Genomic DNA, 20,773 nt, shown 5'->3' with positions numbered 1-20,773 from the left:
TTTCGGTCTAAGGTTGCCTATAATAAAGAAGGTTTCATTAAGAACGCAGTCAGAAAGGAGGCGCCGCACCCATGGAACTTTTAGAAAAACTAGCTCGTTTAGATTCCGCCATGCAGCGGGGCCTCGATAACGGGATGGCATTTGTCTTTGGTGGCAAAGTTGTTCCCGCAGAAATTGAAGAACTGCTCAAACAAGAAGCGCTGGACAATGTCCAGCGTGGAGATGATGAGCTGCTGTACTGCCCCAACGTCTACTCAGTCGGCGTGAGCTCCAAAGATGTAGAACATCTGTCACGCAATCGCTCAACCCCGGCTGGCCTGGCTGATCAAATCTCCCGGTTCATCCGCAACAATGGCTGGCAACTAGCCGGTCCCGTTGTGGTTCGCATCGGTGAGGAATCATCACTGCGCACAGGCCAGCTTCGTGTTTCCTCCTTTATTGATAAGGAACCCGACGCAGACACCGGCTATGACGCGATTTTTCACGACGCCAACGAGGATGAGGATGCGCAATCTTCGTCCGCACAAGCTCAGGAGAATTCCATGACTACCCCAGATTCCAATTATCCGGCTGAGGAAGCAGCAACTACCTCATTCGTACGCCAGGAAGCCTCTGAAGAACAAGCAGCCACCCACGGCCCAGCTGTTAACTTGCTGCTGCAAGACGGATCCTCACGCACCTATCACGTGCAGGAAGGTTCCAATATCATCGGACGCAGCAATGATGCACACCTGCGTTTGCCTGATACTGGTGTATCGCGCCAGCACGCCGAAATTACCTGGGATGGCCAGGATGCAGTGCTTGCAGACTTGCAGTCGACGAATGGCACCACGGTCAACGAGACGCCGATTGAAAATTGGCTGCTCGCTGACGGTGACATCATTACAATGGGCCACTCGCAGATTGAGGTTCGCATCACTGGTTTAGATGACTAGTGAGGTTACATAGCTCGCACCATGGTGATAAATCATCGTCACAGCGAGCTTTTATATTTTTCCCAAGACCTGAAACCGGTTAAGCTTTTGCGCTTAAGAACTAGTGCCAGCACTACTGAATTAGTGGGCGTGCCTGACTAAGCTGGTTTCATACGTTTTAATGAGGAGGTCCCCATGGATTCAGTCATTATGTCCGGACTGAGAATCGGACTGCTGATTCTCCTGTGGCTGTTTATTCTGGTGGCCCTAAACGCAATGCGCCGCGACGCTAATAAAGCTGCCGGGTCGTATCAAGCGCTAAAGGCAGAACCGGCTGCTGCCCCGCGCGTCAAAGGGCGCGCTTCTGCGCCGCGCGAAGTAAAAATTATTGATGGCCCGCTGGCGGGCTCCCACATGGCTTTGTCCGGGCTGGAAGATTTCACCTTGGGCCGTGCCCAAGACTGCGATTTTGTCTTAGGCGATGACTACGCCTCCTCACGTCACGCCCGGCTTTTCCGTCGCGGCAGCCAGTGGTTTGTCGAGGATCTTGAATCCCGCAACGGCACATTTATCTCCGGCAACCGCATTGACCAGCCTGAACAGGTAGGTGTGAACACCGATATCAAGATGGGTCGCTCTACCTTAAGGCTGGTGGCGTAGGAATGCTGAAGCTTAATTTCGCCGCCGCCTCCGACCGCGGTTTGGTCCGTGGAAATAATGAAGACTCGGCGTATGCAGGTCCGTATCTTCTGGCATTGGCTGATGGTATGGGTGGGCATGCCGCTGGTGAGGTTGCCTCCCAGTTGATGATTACGCACCTGATGGGTTTGGATAAATTCCCAGGTGACAACGATATGTTGGCCCTTTTGGGCACCGTGTCCACCGAAGCTAATTGGTCGATCTCGGAGCATATTAAGAAAAACCCTGAGACCGATGGCATGGGCACGACGTTGACATCGATGATGTTCAACGGCTCCCAGTTCGCGGTGTGTCACGCGGGTGATTCCCGTGGTTATTTGCTGCGCGATAAGAAGTTGCAGCAGGTCACCAAGGATGACACCTACGTGCAATCGCTTGTCGATGAAGGCAAGTTAGACCCCGAAGACGTCACCTCGCACCCGCAAAAGTCTTTGATTTTGAAGGCTTATAACGGCCGCGACGTACAACCAACGCTGTTTCTATTTGATGCGCAACCAGGTGACCGCATCTTGTTGTGCTCCGATGGTTTATCCGATCCAGTCACAGCATCTACCATTGAGAGCGCGCTTTTGACCGGTTCCTTAGAAGAAGTAGCTACGCGCTTAGTGGAACTCGCGCTGCGTTCTGGTGGACCTGACAATGTCACCATTGTCTTAGCTGATGTGGTTGAAGCCACCGAGGACGAGGCTGCGGCAGCACAAGTTAGTAATATCGCTGGCGCTAACGATGCCGACACGGCGCAATTTGCTGCCGCACAGGATGAGGCCAAGGACGAGGCACAGAACGAGAAGTCACCTGTCATTAACCCCGAAGCCATTATGGTCGGCGCGATTGCTGGTGAAGTACCAGAGCCTACGCACCCGGATTCTGCTGCATCAAGGGCCGCGGCTTTAAACCGTCGCCCGCAGGTCATTGAGCCCTACACTGGCCCCACCACCGCTAAAGGTGCTCCACGGACAACCGTGTCTCCAACCGGAGGTCATCCCACTAATCCCGTAGATGACGCGGATACTGAGGGTACAGCCGGTACGGGAGATTCGGCTGGTGCCGATTCAAGCGATGAGGAGCCTCGCAGACGCCGCAAGTTCTTTGGTTGGCCGTTGATTGTCTCCATCGTTGTCATCATCGCGATTGTGGCTGGTGTGTGGATGGTCGGCAAAAACTACCTGAGCAATAACTACTACGTCGCCGTCGAGACCGCAGACGACGCAGACCAAGACATCCGCATCATGCAAGGCATTGACATGGAAGTCTTTAATAACGGGCTCAACCAGCCTTATCAGGTGGCGTGTCTGCGAGAAGAAGGCGCGTTACAGCTCGCGGCAACCTCGTGCCCGTCGGGCACGCAGGCTTTTTCTCTCGATGATTTACCGCCATCAGAGCGCAGCGCTGTAGGAAACCTGCAATCAGGTTCTTATGACGAGGTGCAATCTCAATTAACGCAACTATCCGAGCGTGCACTGCCCAAATGCCGCGAATCTACAACCGACAAGGACAAGTTCCGGTCGAACCCGGGTGTTGACTGCCGGGAGGTGAACTAAATGCTCAAAGAGTTTCACAGTCGTTGGACTGAGCTCTCCCTGCTGATTATGGCTGCGGCTGTATTCACCATCACGTTGGTGAGCTTGGAAGTATCCCAGGGCAACCCGCTGTCCACGGAAATCTTGTGGATCATCGGCGGGTTCTTAGGCGTGCTCGTTGTCGCGCACATTGTGTTGTGCTTTTTAGCGCCGCATTCTGATCAGCTAATGCTGCCTATCGTGGCGGTGCTCAACGGTATTGGCCTGCTCATGCTGGCACGTATCGATATTGCCCAAGATTTAAACCTGGCATCACGGCAGGTCATGTGGACCGTCGTGGGGCTTATTTTATTCGCTGCCGTTCTGGCCATTGTGCGCGACCACAAGGTCTTCACCCGCTATTCCTATATCCTTGGCGTGCTCGGAATCGTCCTTCTCGCTTTGCCGTTGGTGTGGCCACAGCCACCGGGTGCCGAGGCTCGCATCTGGATCTGGTTAGGACCATTTTCTATCCAGCCCGGTGAGTTCTCCAAGATCTTGCTGCTGCTGTTTTTCGCCATGCTGCTGGTACAAAAGCGCTCGTTGTTCACCGTGGCCGGCTACCGCTTCTTAGGTCTATCCCTGCCGCGCTTGCGCGACTTGGCCCCAATTCTCATCGTGTGGGCTATCGCCATTGTCATCATGGCTATCTCCAATGACTTTGGTCCCGCCCTGCTGCTATTTTCCACAGTGCTGGGCATGCTGTACATGGCTACCGGGCGCGTGTCTTGGTTGGTCATCGGCGTCATTCTCGTCGCCGTTGGTGCTACCGGAATCTGGATGGTCTCTGACAAAATCCAAGATCGTTTCTCCAATTTCTTGGATCCATTGGCAAACTATGACAACACCGGCTACCAGCTTTCCCAGGCGCTCTTTGGCATGTCCTCGGGTGGTATCACCGGATCCGGCCTCGGCAATGGCTACCCAGAACTGGTACCCGTGGCGCATTCGGACTTTATTCTCGCTGCCATCGGTGAGGAGTTCGGTTTGATTGGCCTATCCGCAGTCCTGGTTCTTTTTGCACTGCTGGTCTCGCGTGGGTTTAATTCCGCGATGAAGGTTCGTGATTCCTACGGCAAGCTCGTTGCCGGTGGGTTGTCATTGACCATTGCTATTCAGATCTTCGTCGTCACCGGCGGTATTTCCGCCCTGCTGCCGATGACAGGTCTGACCACTCCATTTATTTCCGCCGGTGGTTCGGCACTGATGGCAAACTATATTCTTTTGGCCATCTTGCTGCGTATTTCTAATACCGCCCGTCGCCCCCAGGCCGACATTGCTGCGTCCACTGATAACGCTGACGTGGCGGAGGTTCGCTCATGAACAAATCAATTCGCGTAACCGCGCTGTTTTCTATCCTGCTCACCATCGTCTTGCTCATTAACTTGACGATCGTGCAGGCATTTAGCGTTGATAAATACGCTGAAAATCCGAAAAACCAACGCAACTTCTATGACATGCAAACCATCGCGCGTGGACAAATCTTCGCCGGCGGGACCGTCCTGGCGCAGTCCACGGCGGATGAAGAAGGGATCTACTCGCGTTCTTACCCCGTCGATTCTGCAGCATGGGGTCCAGTGACTGGCTACCTATCCACGCAATATGGCGCTTCTCAACTGGAAGCTTCCCAAAATAGCATTCTCAATGGCACCGATGATTCACTGGTGACCTCAAATTTCAAAAATCTCATCACCGGTGAACAACCAGACGGTGCCAATGTAGAAGTCACCATTGATCCGCAGCTGCAAGAAGTTGCTTATGACCAGCTCACCCAGTCTGGTTATGAAGGCGCAGCTGTGGCTTTGCAGCCATCGTCAGGCAAGATTTTGGCAATGGCATCTAGCCCTTCTTATAACCCCAATAACGTTGATGAACAGTGGGAGCAATTACAAGAACAAGAAGGCACCCCGCTGCTCAACCACGCCACCCAGGAAACCTTGCCTCCGGGATCTATTTTCAAGATCATCACCACCGCAGCTGGTTTGAATAACGGCTACAGCCCGGATTCCACCCTGACGGGTGCATCCGAGATCACCTTGCCAAATACCAATACGCAACTGACGAACTATGGTGGACAAGTCTGTGGTGGATCCCAGCAGGTTTCTTTGACCACTGCCTTCTCCCTGTCGTGTAACACGGCGTTTGTGGAAATGGGCATGGATGTTGGCGCTGATGAATTGCGCAGCTACGCCGAAGGATTCGGCATCGGCGAAGCCGCCGATATCGGAGTAGAAACTGCCCCTGGCAACATCGGCGAAATGCCGGATGATGCCGCTGTTGGCCAATCCTCCATCGGCCAGCGCGATGTGTCGATGTCAGCACTGCAGGCAGCCGGCATGGCCGCAACCGTGGCTAATGATGGTGTGCGCATGAAGCCATACTTGGTCAACCGCATTACCGATTCCACGATGAATGACATCCGTACTACCGCGCCGAAGGAAGCATCGACAGCCGTGAGCGAAGATGTTGCTGCAACCTTGACCGATCTGATGTACGCCTCCGAGCGCAATACCAGCGGCTATAACGGAAATAGCTACGCTTCCAAGACCGGTACCGCTGAGCACGGCGATGGCTTGCCACCCCACGTGTGGTACGTAGCTTTTGATCCAGAGCGCGATATTGCCGTCGGCGTGGTGGTGAAAAACGGTGGTAACCTCGGCGAATCCGCTACCGGCGGCCAGGTTTCCGCGCCGATTGGCCGCGCAATCCTGGACAACTACGGAGGGGGTCAGTAGTGAATACTGCCGACAACCAGGAACTGCTGCAATCGCTTATCGGTGATGACTATATTTTGCAGTGGGTCATCGGACACGGCGGAATGTCGACCGTGTGGTTGGCCGATGATGTCCGCAATGAGCGTGAAGTGGCGCTGAAAGTTCTGCGTCCGGAATTTTCCAATAATGAGGAATTCCTTTCGCGATTTCGCAACGAAGCTGATGCTGCGGAAAATATTGATTCCGACAATGTGGTCAAGACCTATGATTACCGCGAGGTAGAAGACCCTTCCGGATATCGCTTTTGTTTCATCGTGATGGAATACGTTCGCGGTGAATCTTTGGCGGATTTGCTCGCGCGCGAGAAAATGCTGCCGGAATCTTTGGCACTCGATGTGCTGGAGCAAACCGCCCATGGGCTTTCGGTCATCCACCGCATGGATTTAGTACACCGCGATATCAAGCCGGGCAACCTGTTGATTACGCAAAATGGCCAGGTGAAAATCACCGACTTTGGCATTGCGAAAGCTGCTGCCGCAGTTCCGTTGACCCGTACCGGCATGGTGGTCGGTACCGCGCAGTACGTCTCCCCTGAGCAGGCGCAGGGCAAAGATGTCACGGAAGCTTCCGATGTGTATTCACTCGGTGTCGTTGGCTACGAAATGCTTGCCGGCGAGCGGCCTTTTTCGGGCGATTCTTCCGTGTCCGTTGCCTTAGCTCATATCAGCCAAGCCCCCGCCGCGCTATCGACGAATGTCTCTGCTCCCGTACGTGAGCTCATTGGCATTACTTTGCGCAAGGACCCGAATACTCGTTATGCCGGTGGCAATGAATTAGCGCTGGCGGTGTCCGCGGTGCGGTTGGGCAAGCGCCCACCGCAGCCTAAAGCGATGCCGAATAATGTCATTGCGCCGGAACCTTCCCCGACGGCTGCCACCGCGATGTTGGGTGAAGCAACGAACCCAACCACGATTCACCCCGCGGTCACAGCACATCCCGGCACCGATCCGGATGCCCCTGCTGTTACCGGCACCCGGGCAGCAGCGGGTGCAACTACTGCGGCCGGAGCTGGCAAAAGTGTCAGCACTAAGACTGCGAAGAAGTCAGGTGCCGGCAAGAATTTCGGCATCGGCGTAGGTATCGCAGCGCTCGCGGTTGCTTTAGTCGGCGGTGGTTTTTACGCTGCCACCATGTTCAGCGGCGATGACACAGCTGCGGAACCGACCACGTCGACTGAGCCGTCCATCGTGACCGAATATGTCACCACGGAAAATGAGCCGGCACCGGAAGAGGTAGAGCCAGAAGAACCACAAACAACCTACACGTCGCCGGATAACGAGCCTTCCAGTCCATCACCGTCACCATCCCCGAGCCCGACGGGTAATTCGCCGTCGCCTACTAATACATCTCCTGGCAATGGCACCTCGCCTGCGCCAGGAAACGGCGGTGGCAATGGAAATAATGGCTCGACCCCTGGTGGCGGCAACGGAACTGGTGGAAACTCCGGGCAACCGAGCGACACCAACGGTGGAAACACTGGTGGTGACTCCGGAACCAACCCTGGTGAGGATATTATTGGAGACATCATAGACGACCTTGAGGGAGGTGCCAATGGTTAATGATCGCTACCGTTTAGGCGACGTCATTGGCACCGGCGGAATGTCGGAAGTCTACGTCGCAAACGACTCACTGCTCGGCCGCGATGTGGCCATCAAGATGTTGCGCCCGGAAATGGCGCGCGATGTGAATTTTCGCGAGCGTTTCCGCAAGGAAGCACAAAATTCAGGTCGGCTAAATCATCCCAATATCGTTGCGGTATATGACACCGGCGAAGCCGAGGATGATGGAATGGCGATTCCATATATCGTCATGGAACTCGTGCACGGGCGCACGTTGCGCGATCTGGTGCGCGAAGACGGCCCGTTGTCACCGCGCGAAGCCGCGGAAGTATTAGTTCCGGTAGCTCATGCATTGCAGGCCTCACATGAGGCGGGAATTATCCACCGCGATGTCAAGCCGGCAAATATCATGATCACCAACACCGGGCAGGTCAAAGTCATGGACTTTGGCATTGCCCGTGCTTTGGATGATTCCACCTCGGCCATGACGCAGACCTCTGCGGTTATTGGTACCGCGCAGTATCTTTCCCCGGAGCAGGCACAAGGAAAACCTGCCGATGCCCGCTCGGATGTCTATGCCTTAGGTTGCGTGCTCTATGAGGCCGTGACAGGTCATGCACCTTTTGAAGGCGAGACTCCGTTCGCCGTGGCATATCAACATGTGCAGGAAGAACCCACCGCCCCCTCGGAATCGCTCAACCCAGATTCCATGTCTCCTACCGAGCGGGTAAATCTTGACGCCGTGGTGCTGACGTCCATGGCGAAGGATCCTTCCGATCGTTATCAGTCGGCGCAGGAATTTGGCGCCGACTTAGAGCGCATGAGCACCGGCAATGTCACTCGCGCGGCACAGATGCATATCGATGACGACGAGCCTTCTGCTCATAGCCAGCCCGAAGACACCACGCGCGTTGCGGCTTTGCATCCAGCAACTACCACGATGGAACCGCAACCCGCAGCTGCCGCCGGAGTTCCCGTCGCTGATCCGGGCGTGGACTCCGACGAGTATGACGACGATGACCACAAATCCCGTCCGTGGATGAAGTGGATCGCGATTATCTTGGCCATCGTGCTCGCCGCTGTCCTTATTGGTTTCGGGTTTGATTACTGGAACACCTCCCGCGAACGCCAGGCGGAGCAGGAACAGCAGCAAGAAGAGCAGGCCAATATGGTCACTGTTCCGGATGTGGAAAACCGTCCGCGCGGTGATGTGCTGGCGGAATTAGAGGACTTGGAACTGCTGGTCACCGTCAATGAGGAAGCTAATCCCGACATTGCGCGTGATAATGCGATTCGCATCAACCCAGCTCCGGGTTCGCAATTGCAACGCAATTCCACGGTGATTCTCACGGTTTCTTCGGGCCGGGAAGTCACAGATGTGCCAGATGTTGTTGGCCTGAGCTTGGAAGAGGCATCGCGTGCGCTTTCCGATGCCGGCCTGCACATGGCCGATGCCGTCGAAGAAGAGGAATCTAGTTCGCAAAACACTGGACTGGTCACGCAGCAAAATCCTGCCGCCGGTTCCCAACTCTCGCGTGGTTCACGCGTGACAGTTACCGTCGGCACCGGCCCGCGCATGGTACGGATTCCTTCGAACCTGGTTGGCCAGGATATTGAAAGTGTTCGCTCCACATTGGATTCCATGGGATTAAACGTGGAAGTCGACAGCGTTGATTCCACCGAAACCGATGGCCAAGTGCTTTCGGTTTCCGATGAAGGCAGCCAGGTACCGGTGGACAGCACCGTCACGGTGCAGGTTTCCAACGGTCAACTCATCGTGGCACCAGACTTGACGCGCAAGACTCAAAGCGACGCCGAGCGTGCGCTTCGCGATGCCGGCTGGTCCGGTAGCTTCAACGTTGGCCAGCCGGTAGATACCGGCGCCGCGGTCGACAATGATCTAATTGCCTGGTCGGAGGTCAAGGCCGGCGATTCCATCCGTCGCAACCAAGATATTGATATCCGGTTGTGGGAATTTGAAATTGGTGAACTTCTGCGGACTAACTAGCCGCGTGTTTCACCGGGAAGCGTACAGACATCTGCCAGTGCAAGCTGGTAGAGTCTGATCGCACAATATAAATATTGCTCGATTACAACTTCGTGAAAAGGTTGATAGAGGCTCATGCCAAAAGCAAAGTACAACCCATCTGCGACTGCTGCACCCACTAGCTCAGGCTCCGCAGCAAACCGTACCCCAGTCAAGGTAAATGCTGAGGGTACTCCGAAGTGGTACATCGTTCTCATGCTGGGTTTGATGATCATCGGCTTGGCATGGATTGTTGTCAACTACCTCGCCGGCGAGCAGATCGCGTTTATGGCCGCACTCGGCGCGTGGAATTATGCCATCGGCTTCGGTCTTGCCATCATTGGTCTTCTCATGACCATGGGCTGGCGTTAGCCTGGCCTTAGCCCAACAGGCGCTAACTGATTAAAACGACAATCGAGCGAGATGGTGTAACCATCTCGCTCTTTTTATTGTTGCCTTAGGCCGCCACGTCGTCTCTGCGAGCTTTCATCACTTTGGTTTGATATCCAATCAGCGGCACCACCGAATAAACCAGTGGAATCATGGTGATGACGCACAGCGCAACTTCGAGGAAATTAGGCCAGTCCACATTAGCGATAAGCACAACCACAGCGGCGAAAATGACCGCTGTAATCACAGAAGCCTTGGCAAAGCTATTGCGCTGTTTCTCTAATACTTCAGACGTCAGTTCGTCCTCCGTATGCAGGCCAACGGTACCGGGCGCTGCCTTAAAAATGTGATTATCTCCCACCGTCAGCACATGGTTCCATCCGGCTTGCTGGCACATGGTGAAGAAGTCTTCATTGGCATCGTGCTCAGTGGTCATATCGAAGATGACATCTTCTTTCTCACCCGGCGTAAATTCCCAGCCGTGCCCGGCGTACGAAGTTCCTGTGAGATGTTCACCCTGCAGTGCCATCTTGCGAAAGAGTCGTAATTCGCGTTGCGGGTTAATAGCCAGGCCTGTACTTAGTCGTTTAGACATTGGTGTCTCCGTTCTTGTCATTTAACATTTTGTCCGCTGCCGCGACTAGTTGTTGACGCCGCTTAAGGTTGTTTGCGGCCGCCGCCTTACCTTGCGCAGTCATGCAGTAGCTGCGGCGGCGCTCCCCAGTGCGGTCATCGGCAGGAGCTACTTCTTCGATCAATCCGGCATCGACAAGCTTTTTTAAAGTCGTGTACAACGACGCCGGACCAATCACAACGAGCCCTGCCGTGCGTTCTTCCAGAAACTGCATGATGGAGTAGCCATGACGCGTTTGCCGTAGCGCAAGCAAAATAAAAAATGCTGCTTCAGGCAGGTTGTCCACATCCCAGCCAGGTTTCCGAGCCATTGCACATCTCCTTTACATCGCTTAACGATGCATCACTACCCGATATATCGTTTAATGACATAGTAAGCGCAAAATAAAGTTGTGCACAACCCAAAACGCCAATTAATTAACACTGCCGCCTATTCATGCAGGTCATGACGTATAAATTTTTCTCAAAGTGACCGCGATGGCGTCGATCTTGGTGGAATTGCAAAGTTCTCCACGGTTTTACACCGCACGTGTACAAAGTTATCCACAGGGTGGGGACAACTCTGTGAAATTCACGTGTCCACAGGTTTACACACAGCCTGTGGATAACTTTTTCAATGTTTTAACAGGGCTTTAGAATTTCGAAAAAAGCGCGAAAGATCGGAATACCTGGCGTTTTATATGTTCGATTCGAGTTTTCTTTCGACAATTACACCCATGTAGTTATCCACAATGTGGATAACTATTGTGAATTACTTTCGCACAGCGGCCCCCGTGGATAACACGCCGAAGTTATCCCCACTTCCCTGCTCAGAGCGCACGGTAACACAGCGGAAAACTTTTGTAGTTCTGCGACGCGGCCGGTGCTGATCTTCTACGACAGCCACCACACAACACACAGCTGCGACGGGCATTGGGCTTATCTCAGGATCACAAAAGGCGCCCTCCACGGAGCAGTTCAGCTCATTCTTGGCCGTGGAAGGCACCTTAAAGTATCTGGAGACTACATCCCTAGGGCTGTGTATAAAAGATAGGCTGCAATGGGCAATCCGATGATGCCCACCCAGTGAATAGCCGGTGCTTTGCGGCCCACGCACAGCGCCAGGATGACGCCGGCGAACAGACCACCGAGGTGGCCCCACAGCGATACGCCCGTGGTGATGAATGTGTAGACCACATTGACCACCACCAGCACGGTGGGGGCGCGGAGGTCAGCGCCGCGGCTGCGGTAGACAGAGATTAACAAGACCATGAGCGCAAATAGCGCGCCGGAGGCGCCAGCGGTGGGCGCCATGAAGTCGAGCGTCAAAATAAGCAGGCCTGAGCTAATCGCCGCAGAGATATAAAGCGCGACGAACAATTTCGTGCCAAAGTGTCGTTCAACCTCACGGCCAATCAACAGCAGCATGATCATATTGACCGTGAGATGGCCGATATCAAGGTGCATGAAGGCATAAGTCAGCGGAGTCCACCAGTGGTGGGTAATTTCAAAGGCCGGCCCCCACACCATCATGGTGTGCACTAGTTCTGAATTGCTAAAGACACTGGTTAAAGATCGCGCCTGAATCGCTGCGATAATCCACAACACGATGCAGGCACCGGTAATAAGCAGTGTCGCGGGAGCCGTGCGATAGAAAGTCTTCAGCCAGGTCTGCATGAGCTAATGTTCCTCACAATAAAACTAGAAAAGCCCGCGGGGCGTGCTCTAAAGACATCACTTGAGAGCACCCTGACGCGGGCGAAAGATGAAGATTAATGTTAAATCAACGAATAAGAAGCGGCATTAAGCCTTTTCAACGTCGATGGATTCAATAACAACATCTTCAGCTGGGCGGTCCATGCGGTCGGTCTGAACCTTAGCCATCTTGGCCACAACTTCCTGGGACGCTGGGTCGGTCACCTCACCGAAGATGGTGTGGTGGTTGTTCAGGTGTGGGGTTGGTGCCACGGTGATAAAGAACTGGGAACCGTTGGTGCCAGGGCCAGCGTTTGCCATAGCCAACAGGTATGGGCGGTCGAAGGTGAGCTCTGGGTGGAACTCATCCTGGAACTGGTAGCCAGGGCCACCACGGCCGGTGCCGGTTGGGTCGCCGCCCTGGATCATGAAGTTGTCAATAATGCGGTGGAAGATAGCGCCGTCGTAGAACGGGCCGGACTGCTCGCCCTTAGCGTTTTGAGCAGAGTATTCCTTCTCACCGGTTGCGAGGCCGATAAAGTTTTCAACAGTTACTGGTGCGTGGTTACCGAACAAGTCGATGACGATGTCACCGAGGTTGGTGTGCAGCGTTGCAGTTGCAGTCTTCTGAGTCATGACAGCCATTGTAAACAAAGTTCTAAAGCCTTGGCATGCGTACCGGAGAATGCTCGCGCACAGCGATCACCATCGCGCCACACAGGTTTAAACTTTTGTACACTGAAGAATTATGAATCTTGCTGGTTATGACGGAATTCTCTTCGATTTAGATGACACGCTCATGGATCACACGGGTGCGTCCATCAAAGGTCTCGATAGCTGGTGTCAAGAGTTAGGGCTGCCCACCGGGCAATATCAGCGTTGGGCAGAGATTGAATTTAAGTGGGTCAGCCGCTACGAACGCGGGGATCTATCCCACCCGCAGCAACGCCGTGAACGTGCCAAAGAGTTCACGGGGCAACTGCATTTAACTGATGAGCAAGCAACCAAGCTTTACGATGGATTTATCCGCGGTTACCAAGCCCATTGGGCGGCTTTTGATAATGCCATTCCTACTATCCACACCGCGCTGGCCGCTGGAAAGAAAGTGGGTATTTTAACCAACGGAGCCCGAGAAATGCAGGAGGGCAAAGTCCGCGCCGGCGACTTGGTCATTGATGGCGTGGAGCTGATTCCGCTGGTGGAATATGATGCGCCAAAACCACGTCCGGGGGCGTATTCTCTGGGCTGTGAAATCATCGGCACTGCACCCGAGCGAACCGTCATGATCGGCGATAACTGGCTCAATGATGTTGAAGCCCCACGCCAGGCTGGCCTTAAAGGTGTGTATTTCTACCAGGGCCTTGCTAACCAGCCAAAACCACAACCAGCTGACCAGGAGGTAATTACCTCACTGAGTCAGCTGGTGTTTAGTGCCTAATACTCGAGCCTTTGGCTCTGCGTTTAGGCACTAAACACGAACCAAATCGAAACTAGACGGAAGCGCCAACCTTCAGGTTCGCGGCAACTTCATCGCGGGCTAGAACCATGTTGCGCAGGGACTGCTCGGTTTCTTCGTAGCCGCGGGTCTTGAGGCCGCAGTCTGGGTTGACCCATAGGCGCTCCAGCGGAACGTGCTTCAACGCAGCGCGGATCAGCTCAGCCATCTCCCCTACGGACGGGATGCGTGGTGAGTGGATATCGTAGATGCCTGGGCCAATCTCCGAGTGGAACTTCTCATCAATATCTTGCAGCAGCTCCATGCGCGAGCGCGCTGCTTCGATGGAGGTGACATCGGCATCCAAACCAGCAACGGCATCGATGATCTGGCCGAATTCGGAATAGCACAGGTGGGTGTGAATCTGCGTGGTTGGCGCAGCATCCAATGACACCAGGCGGAAGGAACGCACGGCCCAATCCAGGTAGGAAGGACGGTCTTCTTCACGCAGCGGCAGCAGCTCACGCAGCGCAGGCTCATCAATCTGAATGATTTCAATGCCGGCTTCTTCCAGGTCCTTGACCTCATCGGCCAAGGCCACACCAATCTGGTCGGCAGAGACCGACTGCGGCACATCATCGCGCACAAATGACCACGCCAAGATGGTGACAGGTCCAGTCAGCATGCCCTTGACGTGCTTGTCAGACAGGGACTGTGCGTACTGTGCCCACTCCACGGTCATGGCCTTCGGGCGGGAGACATCGCCGACCACGATTGGCGGACGGGTGCAACGGGAGCCGTAGGACTGGACCCAGCCATTTTCGGTGACCACGAAGCCATCGAGAAGCTCTGCGAAGTACTGCACCATGCCATTGCGCTCTGGCTCGCCGTGCACCAGCACATCCAAACCGAGGCGTTCTTGCAGCTCAATGACGCTGGCTACTTCCTTGCGCAGCTCCTCAACATACTGCTCATCGCTCAACACACCATTGCGGTGATCCGCGCGGGCCTTACGGATATCCGTGGTCTGCGGGAAAGAACCAATCGTCGTGGTCGGCAGAACCGGCAACTCCAACGCCTTCTGCGCTTCCTGACGCTCAGCGAAAGCAGGCTCACGCTGTACCTGGCCCTCAGGCAGCGCGGCCGTGCGGTCTGCCACCTGCTGGTTGTGGGTACGGGTAGATTCAGCGCGGGTACGCACTGCACGGTCCGCGCGGGCATAGGCTTCCGCAGCATTCAGTGGGCCTTGCGCCAAGGCAACAACCTCGCCTATCTTCTCATTGGCAAAGGAGAACCACGCGGCGACATCAACCGGCAGGTTCGGCTCCGCTTCCACCGTGTGCGGCACGTGTTGTAGCGATACCGAGGTGGATACAGACGCGCCATCAAATTGCTCAAAGACCTCACGCAGCGCGCGCAGGTTGCCAGCCCACACGTTGCGGCCATCAACCAAACCGGTCACCAGCTGGGTCTTTGCAGTGTCCACGGTGTTTTTGACGCGGTTGACGTAGTCGCTATCCAAAGCCTGCGTTCCCACGGACAAGTCCACGTGTAGTGCCTCCGGCGCAAGCTTAGCCAGCACCTCCAGCCCGGCGCGCGCGGAGCCATATGGGGTGGTCACATAGACCTGCGGGCGGTTTTCCGCCGCCAAGATCTTGGAGTATGCCGCCTTCAGGTGCGCGGCAATCTCGGCATCGTTAGCAACAGCTAAATCGGCCACGGTGGCGGGTTCGGCAATCTGTACCCACTGCACGCCGGCATCGAAAAGCGCGGCAAGTACCTGGATATAAGAATCCACCAGGTCATCTAAGCGGTCCAGGGGCTGGTCAGTGGAGCCTTCCGCCTGCTTGGACAAGGCCAGCACGGTCACAGGACCCACCAGGTACGGGCGTACGGCATGGCCTTGGGCACGGGCTTCTTCCACCAGGCGAACCACGCGCTGCGGGCGGGCAGTAAAGGCCTGGTCATCAGCAATTTCCGGCACAATGTAGTGGTAGTTGGTATCAAACCACTTAGTCATCTCCAACGGTGCGCGGTCGGCATTTCCGCGGGCTAAGGCAAATTCCTCGTCCAGGGATACTTCCTTGGCCTCGCCACCCACAGCGCCGACGGTCAAGGCGGTCTCTAGCACCTGGTCATACAAGGCAACATCCGCGGGGATGGCGTAGTCCTCATTCAGACCTAAGTCCTTTAAGCGAGCATAGGTGTCCACGCGCAGGGAATGTGCGGCGGATTCAAAAGTTTCCTGGTCAATCTTGCCAGCCCAGAAAGCCTCCAGCGCCTTTTTCAGCTCACGCTGTGGGCCCACGCGTGGGTATCCTTCAATCGTGGCCTTGGGAAATGGTGTGTAAGTCATGGTTTCTCCTTGAAGGATTTAATGCCGATGGCAGTCAGTAGTTCTTGGGTGATACTTGCGTTGTTGTGGGTATAGATGTGCAAACAGCCAGCGCCGCCCGCGAGCACCGCCTGGGCTAATTCGACGGTGTGCGCCATGCCGATGGCATATTCCTCATCGGGGCCACGGGCACGCGAGAGCTTGTCGATGAGCTTCGGCGGCACCTCCAATCCCGATAGCTCCCCCATGCGCTGGGCTCGTTTGAGCGAAGTAATGGGCATGATGCCGGGAATCAGTGGCATTCGGGTTCCCGCCAACCGCGCGCGCTGTGCGAATTTGAGGTAGTCTTCGGCGTCGAAAAATAGCTGCGTGATGGCGAGATCTGCCCCTGAGCGTTGCTTGGACAATAAGACATCGAAGTCTTCATCGTCGTGCGCGGATTCCGCATGGCCGTTGGGATAACACGCCACCCCTACCGCCAGGCGGCCTGCGGCAAAGCGTGCTGCTTGCTGGCTTTCTAGTTGCCGGATAAGGCGCACCAGTTCATCGCCGTGCTGCAAGTAGCCATCGGGAAGCTCGCGCTGACCTGGTTCCAAGTCTCCGCGCAGCGCTAGGAAACCGCGCACTCCGGCATCGACTAAAACGTTGATCCACTCGGTGAGTTCTTGTTTATTTCCGGCGGTGCACGCCAGGTGCGCTAATGGGCGCATGGCGGTGGTAGAAGAAATCTGCGCGATGAATTTCGCGGTTCCTTCCAGCCAGCCGGAGCGTTTCGAACTAGTCACCGCGATGTAGTCCGGGTTATAGCCACTGAGAACCTGCAATAAGTTTTCGGTTTTCGCGCTATCTGCGTCATGCCGCGGTGGGATGACTTCAAAAGACAAAGCGGTACGGCCCGGAGCTTTACCCTCATCAGGTTGCAAGGTGTTTCCGGCAGAGTCCAGCTCAAGATAATCGAGCGGCGCAGATGCTGACATGCGAGGCACCATGATTCCTCCTGTGCTGGTAGTTGATGTGCAAGTACCCAAAATGTACCAAGCTGTTCACTTTTTCCGACAGGTGTTTTTAATGGTGATACCTTTGAAATTGCTCTGCCATGGCAAAGGCGGAAAACCCACGTGAATAAAATCGGCCCCTTATGAACCAAGCTGTCTATTTTTGGGGTGGCCGGTGGAGAAATTTCTGATAATTACTCCCACAACCATGACAAAGACAACTACTGTTGGTAGCTAAGTAGTGAAAACCACCATCTAAGAATTCGGCTGAAGTTAAGGAGTTAGAAGGATATGAATCCCATTGCAGCGCAACAAGCGTTGAAGGTGGCATCCTCGTTGTGGGGTCAGTTCAATAAGTACCGCAAGGACAAGGCCGCGCAGGCCTACTCCGCGCTGGAAGAAGCCGCCTCCAACGTGAAAGACAACGCAGATAATTTCAGCGATGATGTGGAATCCCGCTTCCCGGAAGCACGCAAACAGGCCGGTGCTGTCACCAAGGCCGCACATGACCGCGTGGAGCGCGCCCTAGCGGAATTTAACTCGCGCGGTGAAGAAGCCGGCGAGCGCTTAGCCTCCGCCGCCTCCGACTTGGGTAATCGTGCGGAAAAGGCCACTCGTTCTTCGCGTAAGAGCGCGCAGAAGACCTTGAAAAAGACCCGCAAGAATGCCCGCAAGCAGGCCAATCAAGCCCAGAAGGCAGCACAATCTAAGCGCAAGCAGCTGGAGAAGACCGCAAATAAGAAGTTGGACAAGAAACTGGGCAAGCAGAAGTCTAAGTCCAAGTCTTTCTTCTCCATCGCTGGCATCATCGCGCTGATCGCCGCAGTCTTGGGCGGGGTTTACTACCTGCTGCGCCGCAACGACACCCCGGGTGAAGTTCCACCACGCGTGGAAGACTTTGCCGATAAGTCGCAGCCCGATGACACCGGCTCCACCTTGGTCTACACCTCCACCACCGAGGATGACGTCAAGGAAGGTGCCCCAGTTGCCAATGCAACCAAGGTAGCCGGCGACCTGGCAGAAGAAGGTGCCGAAGAACGCGATGAAGAACTGCTCAACTCCCTCGAGGAGCAGCTCGCTGCACACCGCGAGCAGACCGACGCAGAAACTGTTGACGTAGAAACCGCCGAAGCAGACGATGCCGCCACCGACACCGCGCGAGTGACCGATGACTCCGAGGACGAAGGCAAGCACCGCCTCGAAGGCGACGAAAACTAGACCCCTTCTGCCCCACTCCCCGCCAACACGTGGGGAATAGAGACCTCAAGTGTCTCCAGTTCTGATTCTTCGACTTTGATTAAAGCCGGAGTTTCAGATCAGGAGTCTTGAGGTCTTTTTATTTTTGCCACAGGTGCGCGGACAATAGGCCCGTTTCGCCAATGGGCATCAGGCCATCATCAAGTTCACGTAATCTTTGATAAATACTGCGCATTTCGGCCTTTCCCGTGATGAGATTGTCTGACACTGCACGTTTCAACACTGTTTCGGTGTTAACTAACGAAATACTTCCAACGTCTTGGCCACTGCTTCGAAGGCGAGCCAATCGACGCTGTTCAATCCCTGCTATTCGTCTTCCATTGCCTTCATCAATCAAAACAATAATGTCGGCACCTGCCTCTGCTGCTACGACTGCGTGAGCAATCACCATCATTTCCCCCAAATCGCGGCTAATACTCAAACGCTGATGAAAAGGAGTCCCCCGATACTCGGGTTACAGCCTGCACTAATTCATCCGTTGCCGTGTCGGGGAGAATTGCCAAGTATTTGGCCGGAAGCTTCCTAATCACGGTTTCCGCTGGAGCGAATCGAGGGTCGGATCGCGCTTTACGCAGGATTTCACCCTCGACAGTTTGAGGAATATGCAAAGGACCAAGAACGCTAATTAGTAACCGTTCCTTGTGGATAGAGAAGAAATTCAGCCCAGGGCCGGCATCCATGATTGGACGACTATCCATTAGCCTGCGTCGCTCCCCTTGTGATCCAGGGATTCAGGACCGAGAATGTCATCAAGATCAGCTAGATTGATATCGACCGACGGAAGTTCATCTGAATCCATCCATCGAGCATCGGCATTTTCCGCGACAATCCCTGCTTCCTCCAAGTCAGCAACAACTTCTTCTTCCGGAACCCCTCGCAATACAGCAATGGCCTGCACAGGGATGATTCCTGCTTTGTACCCGGTTATTGCTCTGGAGAGTAACCGCTGAGGGACCCGAGTTTGATCAGCATCGTGCTGCAGCATTCGATACTGGTCAGACCAACCAAACCGTGTTGCCAGCATCCGTGTGGTCATTTTCATCCACGCGTCTTTGGTGGAGCTAGGAATATATCCGCCATTACACAGTGCGATAGCAGCTACTGCCGGGGAGACTAGAAACTGTTGCACCACAGCGGAAAGGTCAGCTTCAGTGAGCTTCGCACCCGGCTCACCTAAAAGATTCACCAACCCTTTTGCCGGAATCAGTAAATGGCGAGCAAAAGCATCCGCGCGGATCTCTTGCGGAGTTCTCGCAGACAACTCCTCACTGCTGCCATTGGACCAGTCAGCGAAAACAACGTGCGCTAGCTCATGCGCCAGGGTGCTGCGCTGCCGCATAAGATTTCGTGTCCGCGCAACTCCCATGAACGCAACCCGCCTTTTGGGATCCCACATGGTCAGGCCATGCTCGTCGGCATCTTCTACATCGAGCACAGCGACTTCATGTTCAGTAGTTTGCTCAATAATAAAAACCAGATCATGCAAGGACCGTGAGCCCAAATTGTGCCGCGCACGAAACTCTTCCGCAGCTACTTTTCCCTGTTGTTCCGGAGTCATGGATTAAATTGCCGTCCTTGTCAGACAGAAGGAATACCGTGATCGTCTAGATAATCATTGAGCTCAACAAAGTGCAGGAGCTTGTGACGCATGGATTCCATCGACGAAGCATTAGTGGACCGTGCCGCATATTGCACTCGTTGCGACACACTGCTGGTTCCGGCCAGCTGAGCAACGGTCGTGCCCGTTGCCCGGGCAATGAGAATGAGCTCAGGCATGGTCACGGCACGCTCACCAGAGATGATGCGAGACAGGGTTGATTGAGAAATTTCGGTTTCATCCGCCAAGCGCCGCTGGCTCATATTCGCCCGCACAAGCGCGTGAGTAATTTGGCTCGCCACAAGCTGCGTATCCATCGCATTCCACCTCCTGAATCACTTTCTCCCTAGGTGATTCAGCCTAGTCCACGCGATGCGTTATTGCTAGCACCCGGGCAGCAATTGGATACCCCGCCCTTTTCCCACGACTACGTAGACCTCATTGTCCGAGATTTGCCACGGTTTAACCGTTTGGGGGTGGACGGAAAGTAATGTAGATCCCACTCGATTGAAGTTTGTGATGGCCACTGGTTCAATTATGCGAAACGCTATTAAAACCAGTGATAGAACCCTATAACCGCATTGACATGACAACTTGTGGTGTCGGTCGGATACATTTCTATTCGCCCATGTTCCCTGTCCTATGGAGGCCCTGATTTCAATGAGCTACGAAACACTTACCGTTAACCTGAAGAATGGAAAAACTCACTACTTCCCCGTTGGTGCGGTAATTGGAGATAGCTCCGCTCGGGTGGATTTGCTGCGTGAGGCGATTGAGAATTCTAGCGATTTCCGCTCTTTAGACTCTGATGGCTATGAGCAGGTCTTTAACGGCGCGGACGTCGAGCGCTACACCATGAACTAAACCACAAGCCTGCCTATTTTATTCACGAGGCAGGTTTTTGCTCTTCTGAGCAGAAAAAGTGC

The 20,773-nt window shown here is 54.7% G+C and carries 20 protein-coding genes; 11 read left to right on the top strand and 9 right to left on the bottom strand.

The window, feature by feature from the left end; genetic code table 11:
* Positions 1–71: 71 nt before the first annotated feature.
* The 8 genes from CAMM_RS00750 to crgA all read left to right on the top strand — a co-directional run bounded on the left by CAMM_RS00750 (position 72) and on the right by crgA (position 9,903).
* Complete coding sequence (locus tag CAMM_RS00750; protein WP_003846614.1) at positions 72–935, top strand: DUF3662 and FHA domain-containing protein; 864 nt, start codon at positions 72–74, stop codon at positions 933–935.
* A gap of 174 nt (positions 936–1,109) precedes the next feature.
* Positions 1,110–1,574, top strand: a complete 465-nt coding sequence (locus CAMM_RS00745; protein WP_003846616.1) for an FHA domain-containing protein FhaB/FipA — start codon at positions 1,110–1,112, stop codon at positions 1,572–1,574.
* A 2-nt stretch (positions 1,575–1,576) separates the two neighbouring features.
* On the top strand, positions 1,577–3,154 hold the full coding sequence (locus CAMM_RS00740; protein WP_003846617.1) for a PP2C family protein-serine/threonine phosphatase: 1,578 nt from the start codon (positions 1,577–1,579) through the stop codon (positions 3,152–3,154).
* Positions 3,155–4,495, top strand: a complete 1,341-nt coding sequence (locus CAMM_RS00735) for an FtsW/RodA/SpoVE family cell cycle protein (protein WP_003846618.1) — start codon at positions 3,155–3,157, stop codon at positions 4,493–4,495. It begins immediately after the preceding gene.
* Entirely contained in the window at positions 4,492–5,907 is a 1,416-nt protein-coding gene (locus CAMM_RS00730; RefSeq protein ID WP_003846619.1) for a penicillin-binding transpeptidase domain-containing protein, read from the top strand. The genes CAMM_RS00735 and CAMM_RS00730 overlap by 4 nt, the downstream gene beginning before the upstream one ends.
* The gene (locus tag CAMM_RS00725) at positions 5,907–7,505 is read left to right on the top strand and encodes a serine/threonine-protein kinase (RefSeq protein WP_003846620.1); all 1,599 of its coding nucleotides are present in this window, start codon (positions 5,907–5,909) and stop codon (positions 7,503–7,505) included. The genes CAMM_RS00730 and CAMM_RS00725 overlap by 1 nt, the downstream gene beginning before the upstream one ends.
* The gene (pknB, locus tag CAMM_RS00720; protein ID WP_003846621.1) at positions 7,498–9,513 is read left to right on the top strand and encodes a Stk1 family PASTA domain-containing Ser/Thr kinase; all 2,016 of its coding nucleotides are present in this window, start codon (positions 7,498–7,500) and stop codon (positions 9,511–9,513) included. Before CAMM_RS00725 ends, pknB begins: the two co-directional genes overlap by 8 nt.
* Positions 9,514–9,627: 114 nt before the next feature.
* Positions 9,628–9,903: a cell division protein CrgA gene (gene crgA, locus CAMM_RS00715; RefSeq protein ID WP_040355036.1), complete on the top strand. Its 276-nt coding sequence runs from the start codon at positions 9,628–9,630 to the stop codon at positions 9,901–9,903.
* Between the two features lie 85 nt (positions 9,904–9,988).
* Here the strand turns inward: crgA and CAMM_RS00710 are convergent, their stop codons facing one another.
* The 4 genes from CAMM_RS00710 to CAMM_RS00695 form a co-directional block, all read right to left on the bottom strand.
* Complete coding sequence (locus tag CAMM_RS00710; RefSeq protein WP_040355039.1) at positions 9,989–10,516, bottom strand: DUF2812 domain-containing protein; 528 nt, start codon at positions 10,514–10,516, stop codon at positions 9,989–9,991.
* Complete coding sequence (locus CAMM_RS00705; protein ID WP_003846625.1) at positions 10,509–10,865, bottom strand: PadR family transcriptional regulator; 357 nt, start codon at positions 10,863–10,865, stop codon at positions 10,509–10,511. The genes CAMM_RS00710 and CAMM_RS00705 overlap by 8 nt, the downstream gene beginning before the upstream one ends.
* 691 nt (positions 10,866–11,556) lie before the next feature.
* Positions 11,557–12,210 (bottom strand): rhomboid family intramembrane serine protease, encoded by a 654-nt coding sequence (locus CAMM_RS00700; protein ID WP_003846627.1) that lies wholly within the window; start codon positions 12,208–12,210, stop codon positions 11,557–11,559.
* A 126-nt stretch (positions 12,211–12,336) separates the two neighbouring features.
* Positions 12,337–12,873, bottom strand: coding sequence for a peptidylprolyl isomerase (locus CAMM_RS00695; RefSeq protein ID WP_003846629.1), 537 nt, complete (start codon positions 12,871–12,873; stop codon positions 12,337–12,339).
* Between the two features lie 103 nt (positions 12,874–12,976).
* Between CAMM_RS00695 and CAMM_RS00690 the strand changes: the two genes are divergently transcribed.
* Positions 12,977–13,666, top strand: a complete 690-nt coding sequence (locus CAMM_RS00690; protein ID WP_003846632.1) for an HAD family hydrolase — start codon at positions 12,977–12,979, stop codon at positions 13,664–13,666.
* 52 nt (positions 13,667–13,718) lie between these two features.
* On the opposite strand, the gene metE is transcribed toward CAMM_RS00690, so the two are convergent.
* A complete protein-coding gene (gene metE / locus CAMM_RS00685) occupies positions 13,719–16,019 on the bottom strand; it encodes a 5-methyltetrahydropteroyltriglutamate--homocysteine S-methyltransferase (RefSeq protein ID WP_003846634.1) in 2,301 nt (766 codons plus the stop codon).
* Positions 16,016–16,987: a methylenetetrahydrofolate reductase gene (locus CAMM_RS00680; RefSeq protein WP_003846636.1), complete on the bottom strand. Its 972-nt coding sequence runs from the start codon at positions 16,985–16,987 to the stop codon at positions 16,016–16,018. Before CAMM_RS00680 ends, metE begins: the two co-directional genes overlap by 4 nt.
* Before the next feature lie 297 nt (positions 16,988–17,284).
* Between CAMM_RS00680 and CAMM_RS00675 the strand changes: the two genes are divergently transcribed.
* A complete protein-coding gene (locus tag CAMM_RS00675) occupies positions 17,285–18,211 on the top strand; it encodes a hypothetical protein (protein ID WP_003846639.1) in 927 nt (308 codons plus the stop codon).
* 118 nt (positions 18,212–18,329) lie between these two features.
* Here CAMM_RS00675 and CAMM_RS12980 read toward each other — a convergent pair whose 3' ends face one another.
* The 3 genes from CAMM_RS12980 to CAMM_RS00660 all read right to left on the bottom strand — a co-directional run bounded on the left by CAMM_RS12980 (position 18,330) and on the right by CAMM_RS00660 (position 20,164).
* Positions 18,330–18,671 (bottom strand): PIN domain-containing protein, encoded by a 342-nt coding sequence (locus CAMM_RS12980; protein ID WP_197736767.1) that lies wholly within the window; start codon positions 18,669–18,671, stop codon positions 18,330–18,332.
* A 276-nt stretch (positions 18,672–18,947) separates the two neighbouring features.
* Entirely contained in the window at positions 18,948–19,808 is an 861-nt protein-coding gene (locus tag CAMM_RS00665; RefSeq protein ID WP_003846644.1) for an ImmA/IrrE family metallo-endopeptidase, read from the bottom strand.
* 20 nt (positions 19,809–19,828) lie between these two features.
* Entirely contained in the window at positions 19,829–20,164 is a 336-nt protein-coding gene (locus CAMM_RS00660) for a helix-turn-helix domain-containing protein (RefSeq protein WP_003846645.1), read from the bottom strand.
* Positions 20,165–20,507: 343 nt separating this feature from the next.
* Here CAMM_RS00660 and CAMM_RS00655 point away from each other — a divergent pair, with 343 nt between their 5' ends.
* Entirely contained in the window at positions 20,508–20,711 is a 204-nt protein-coding gene (locus CAMM_RS00655; protein WP_040355042.1) for a hypothetical protein, read from the top strand.
* Positions 20,712–20,773: the final 62 nt, after the last annotated feature.

The sequence above is a fragment of the Corynebacterium ammoniagenes DSM 20306 genome (assembly GCF_001941425.1).
Lineage (GTDB): Bacteria > Actinomycetota > Actinomycetes > Mycobacteriales > Mycobacteriaceae > Corynebacterium > Corynebacterium ammoniagenes.
This window is presented reverse-complemented; position numbering and strand designations above follow the sequence as displayed.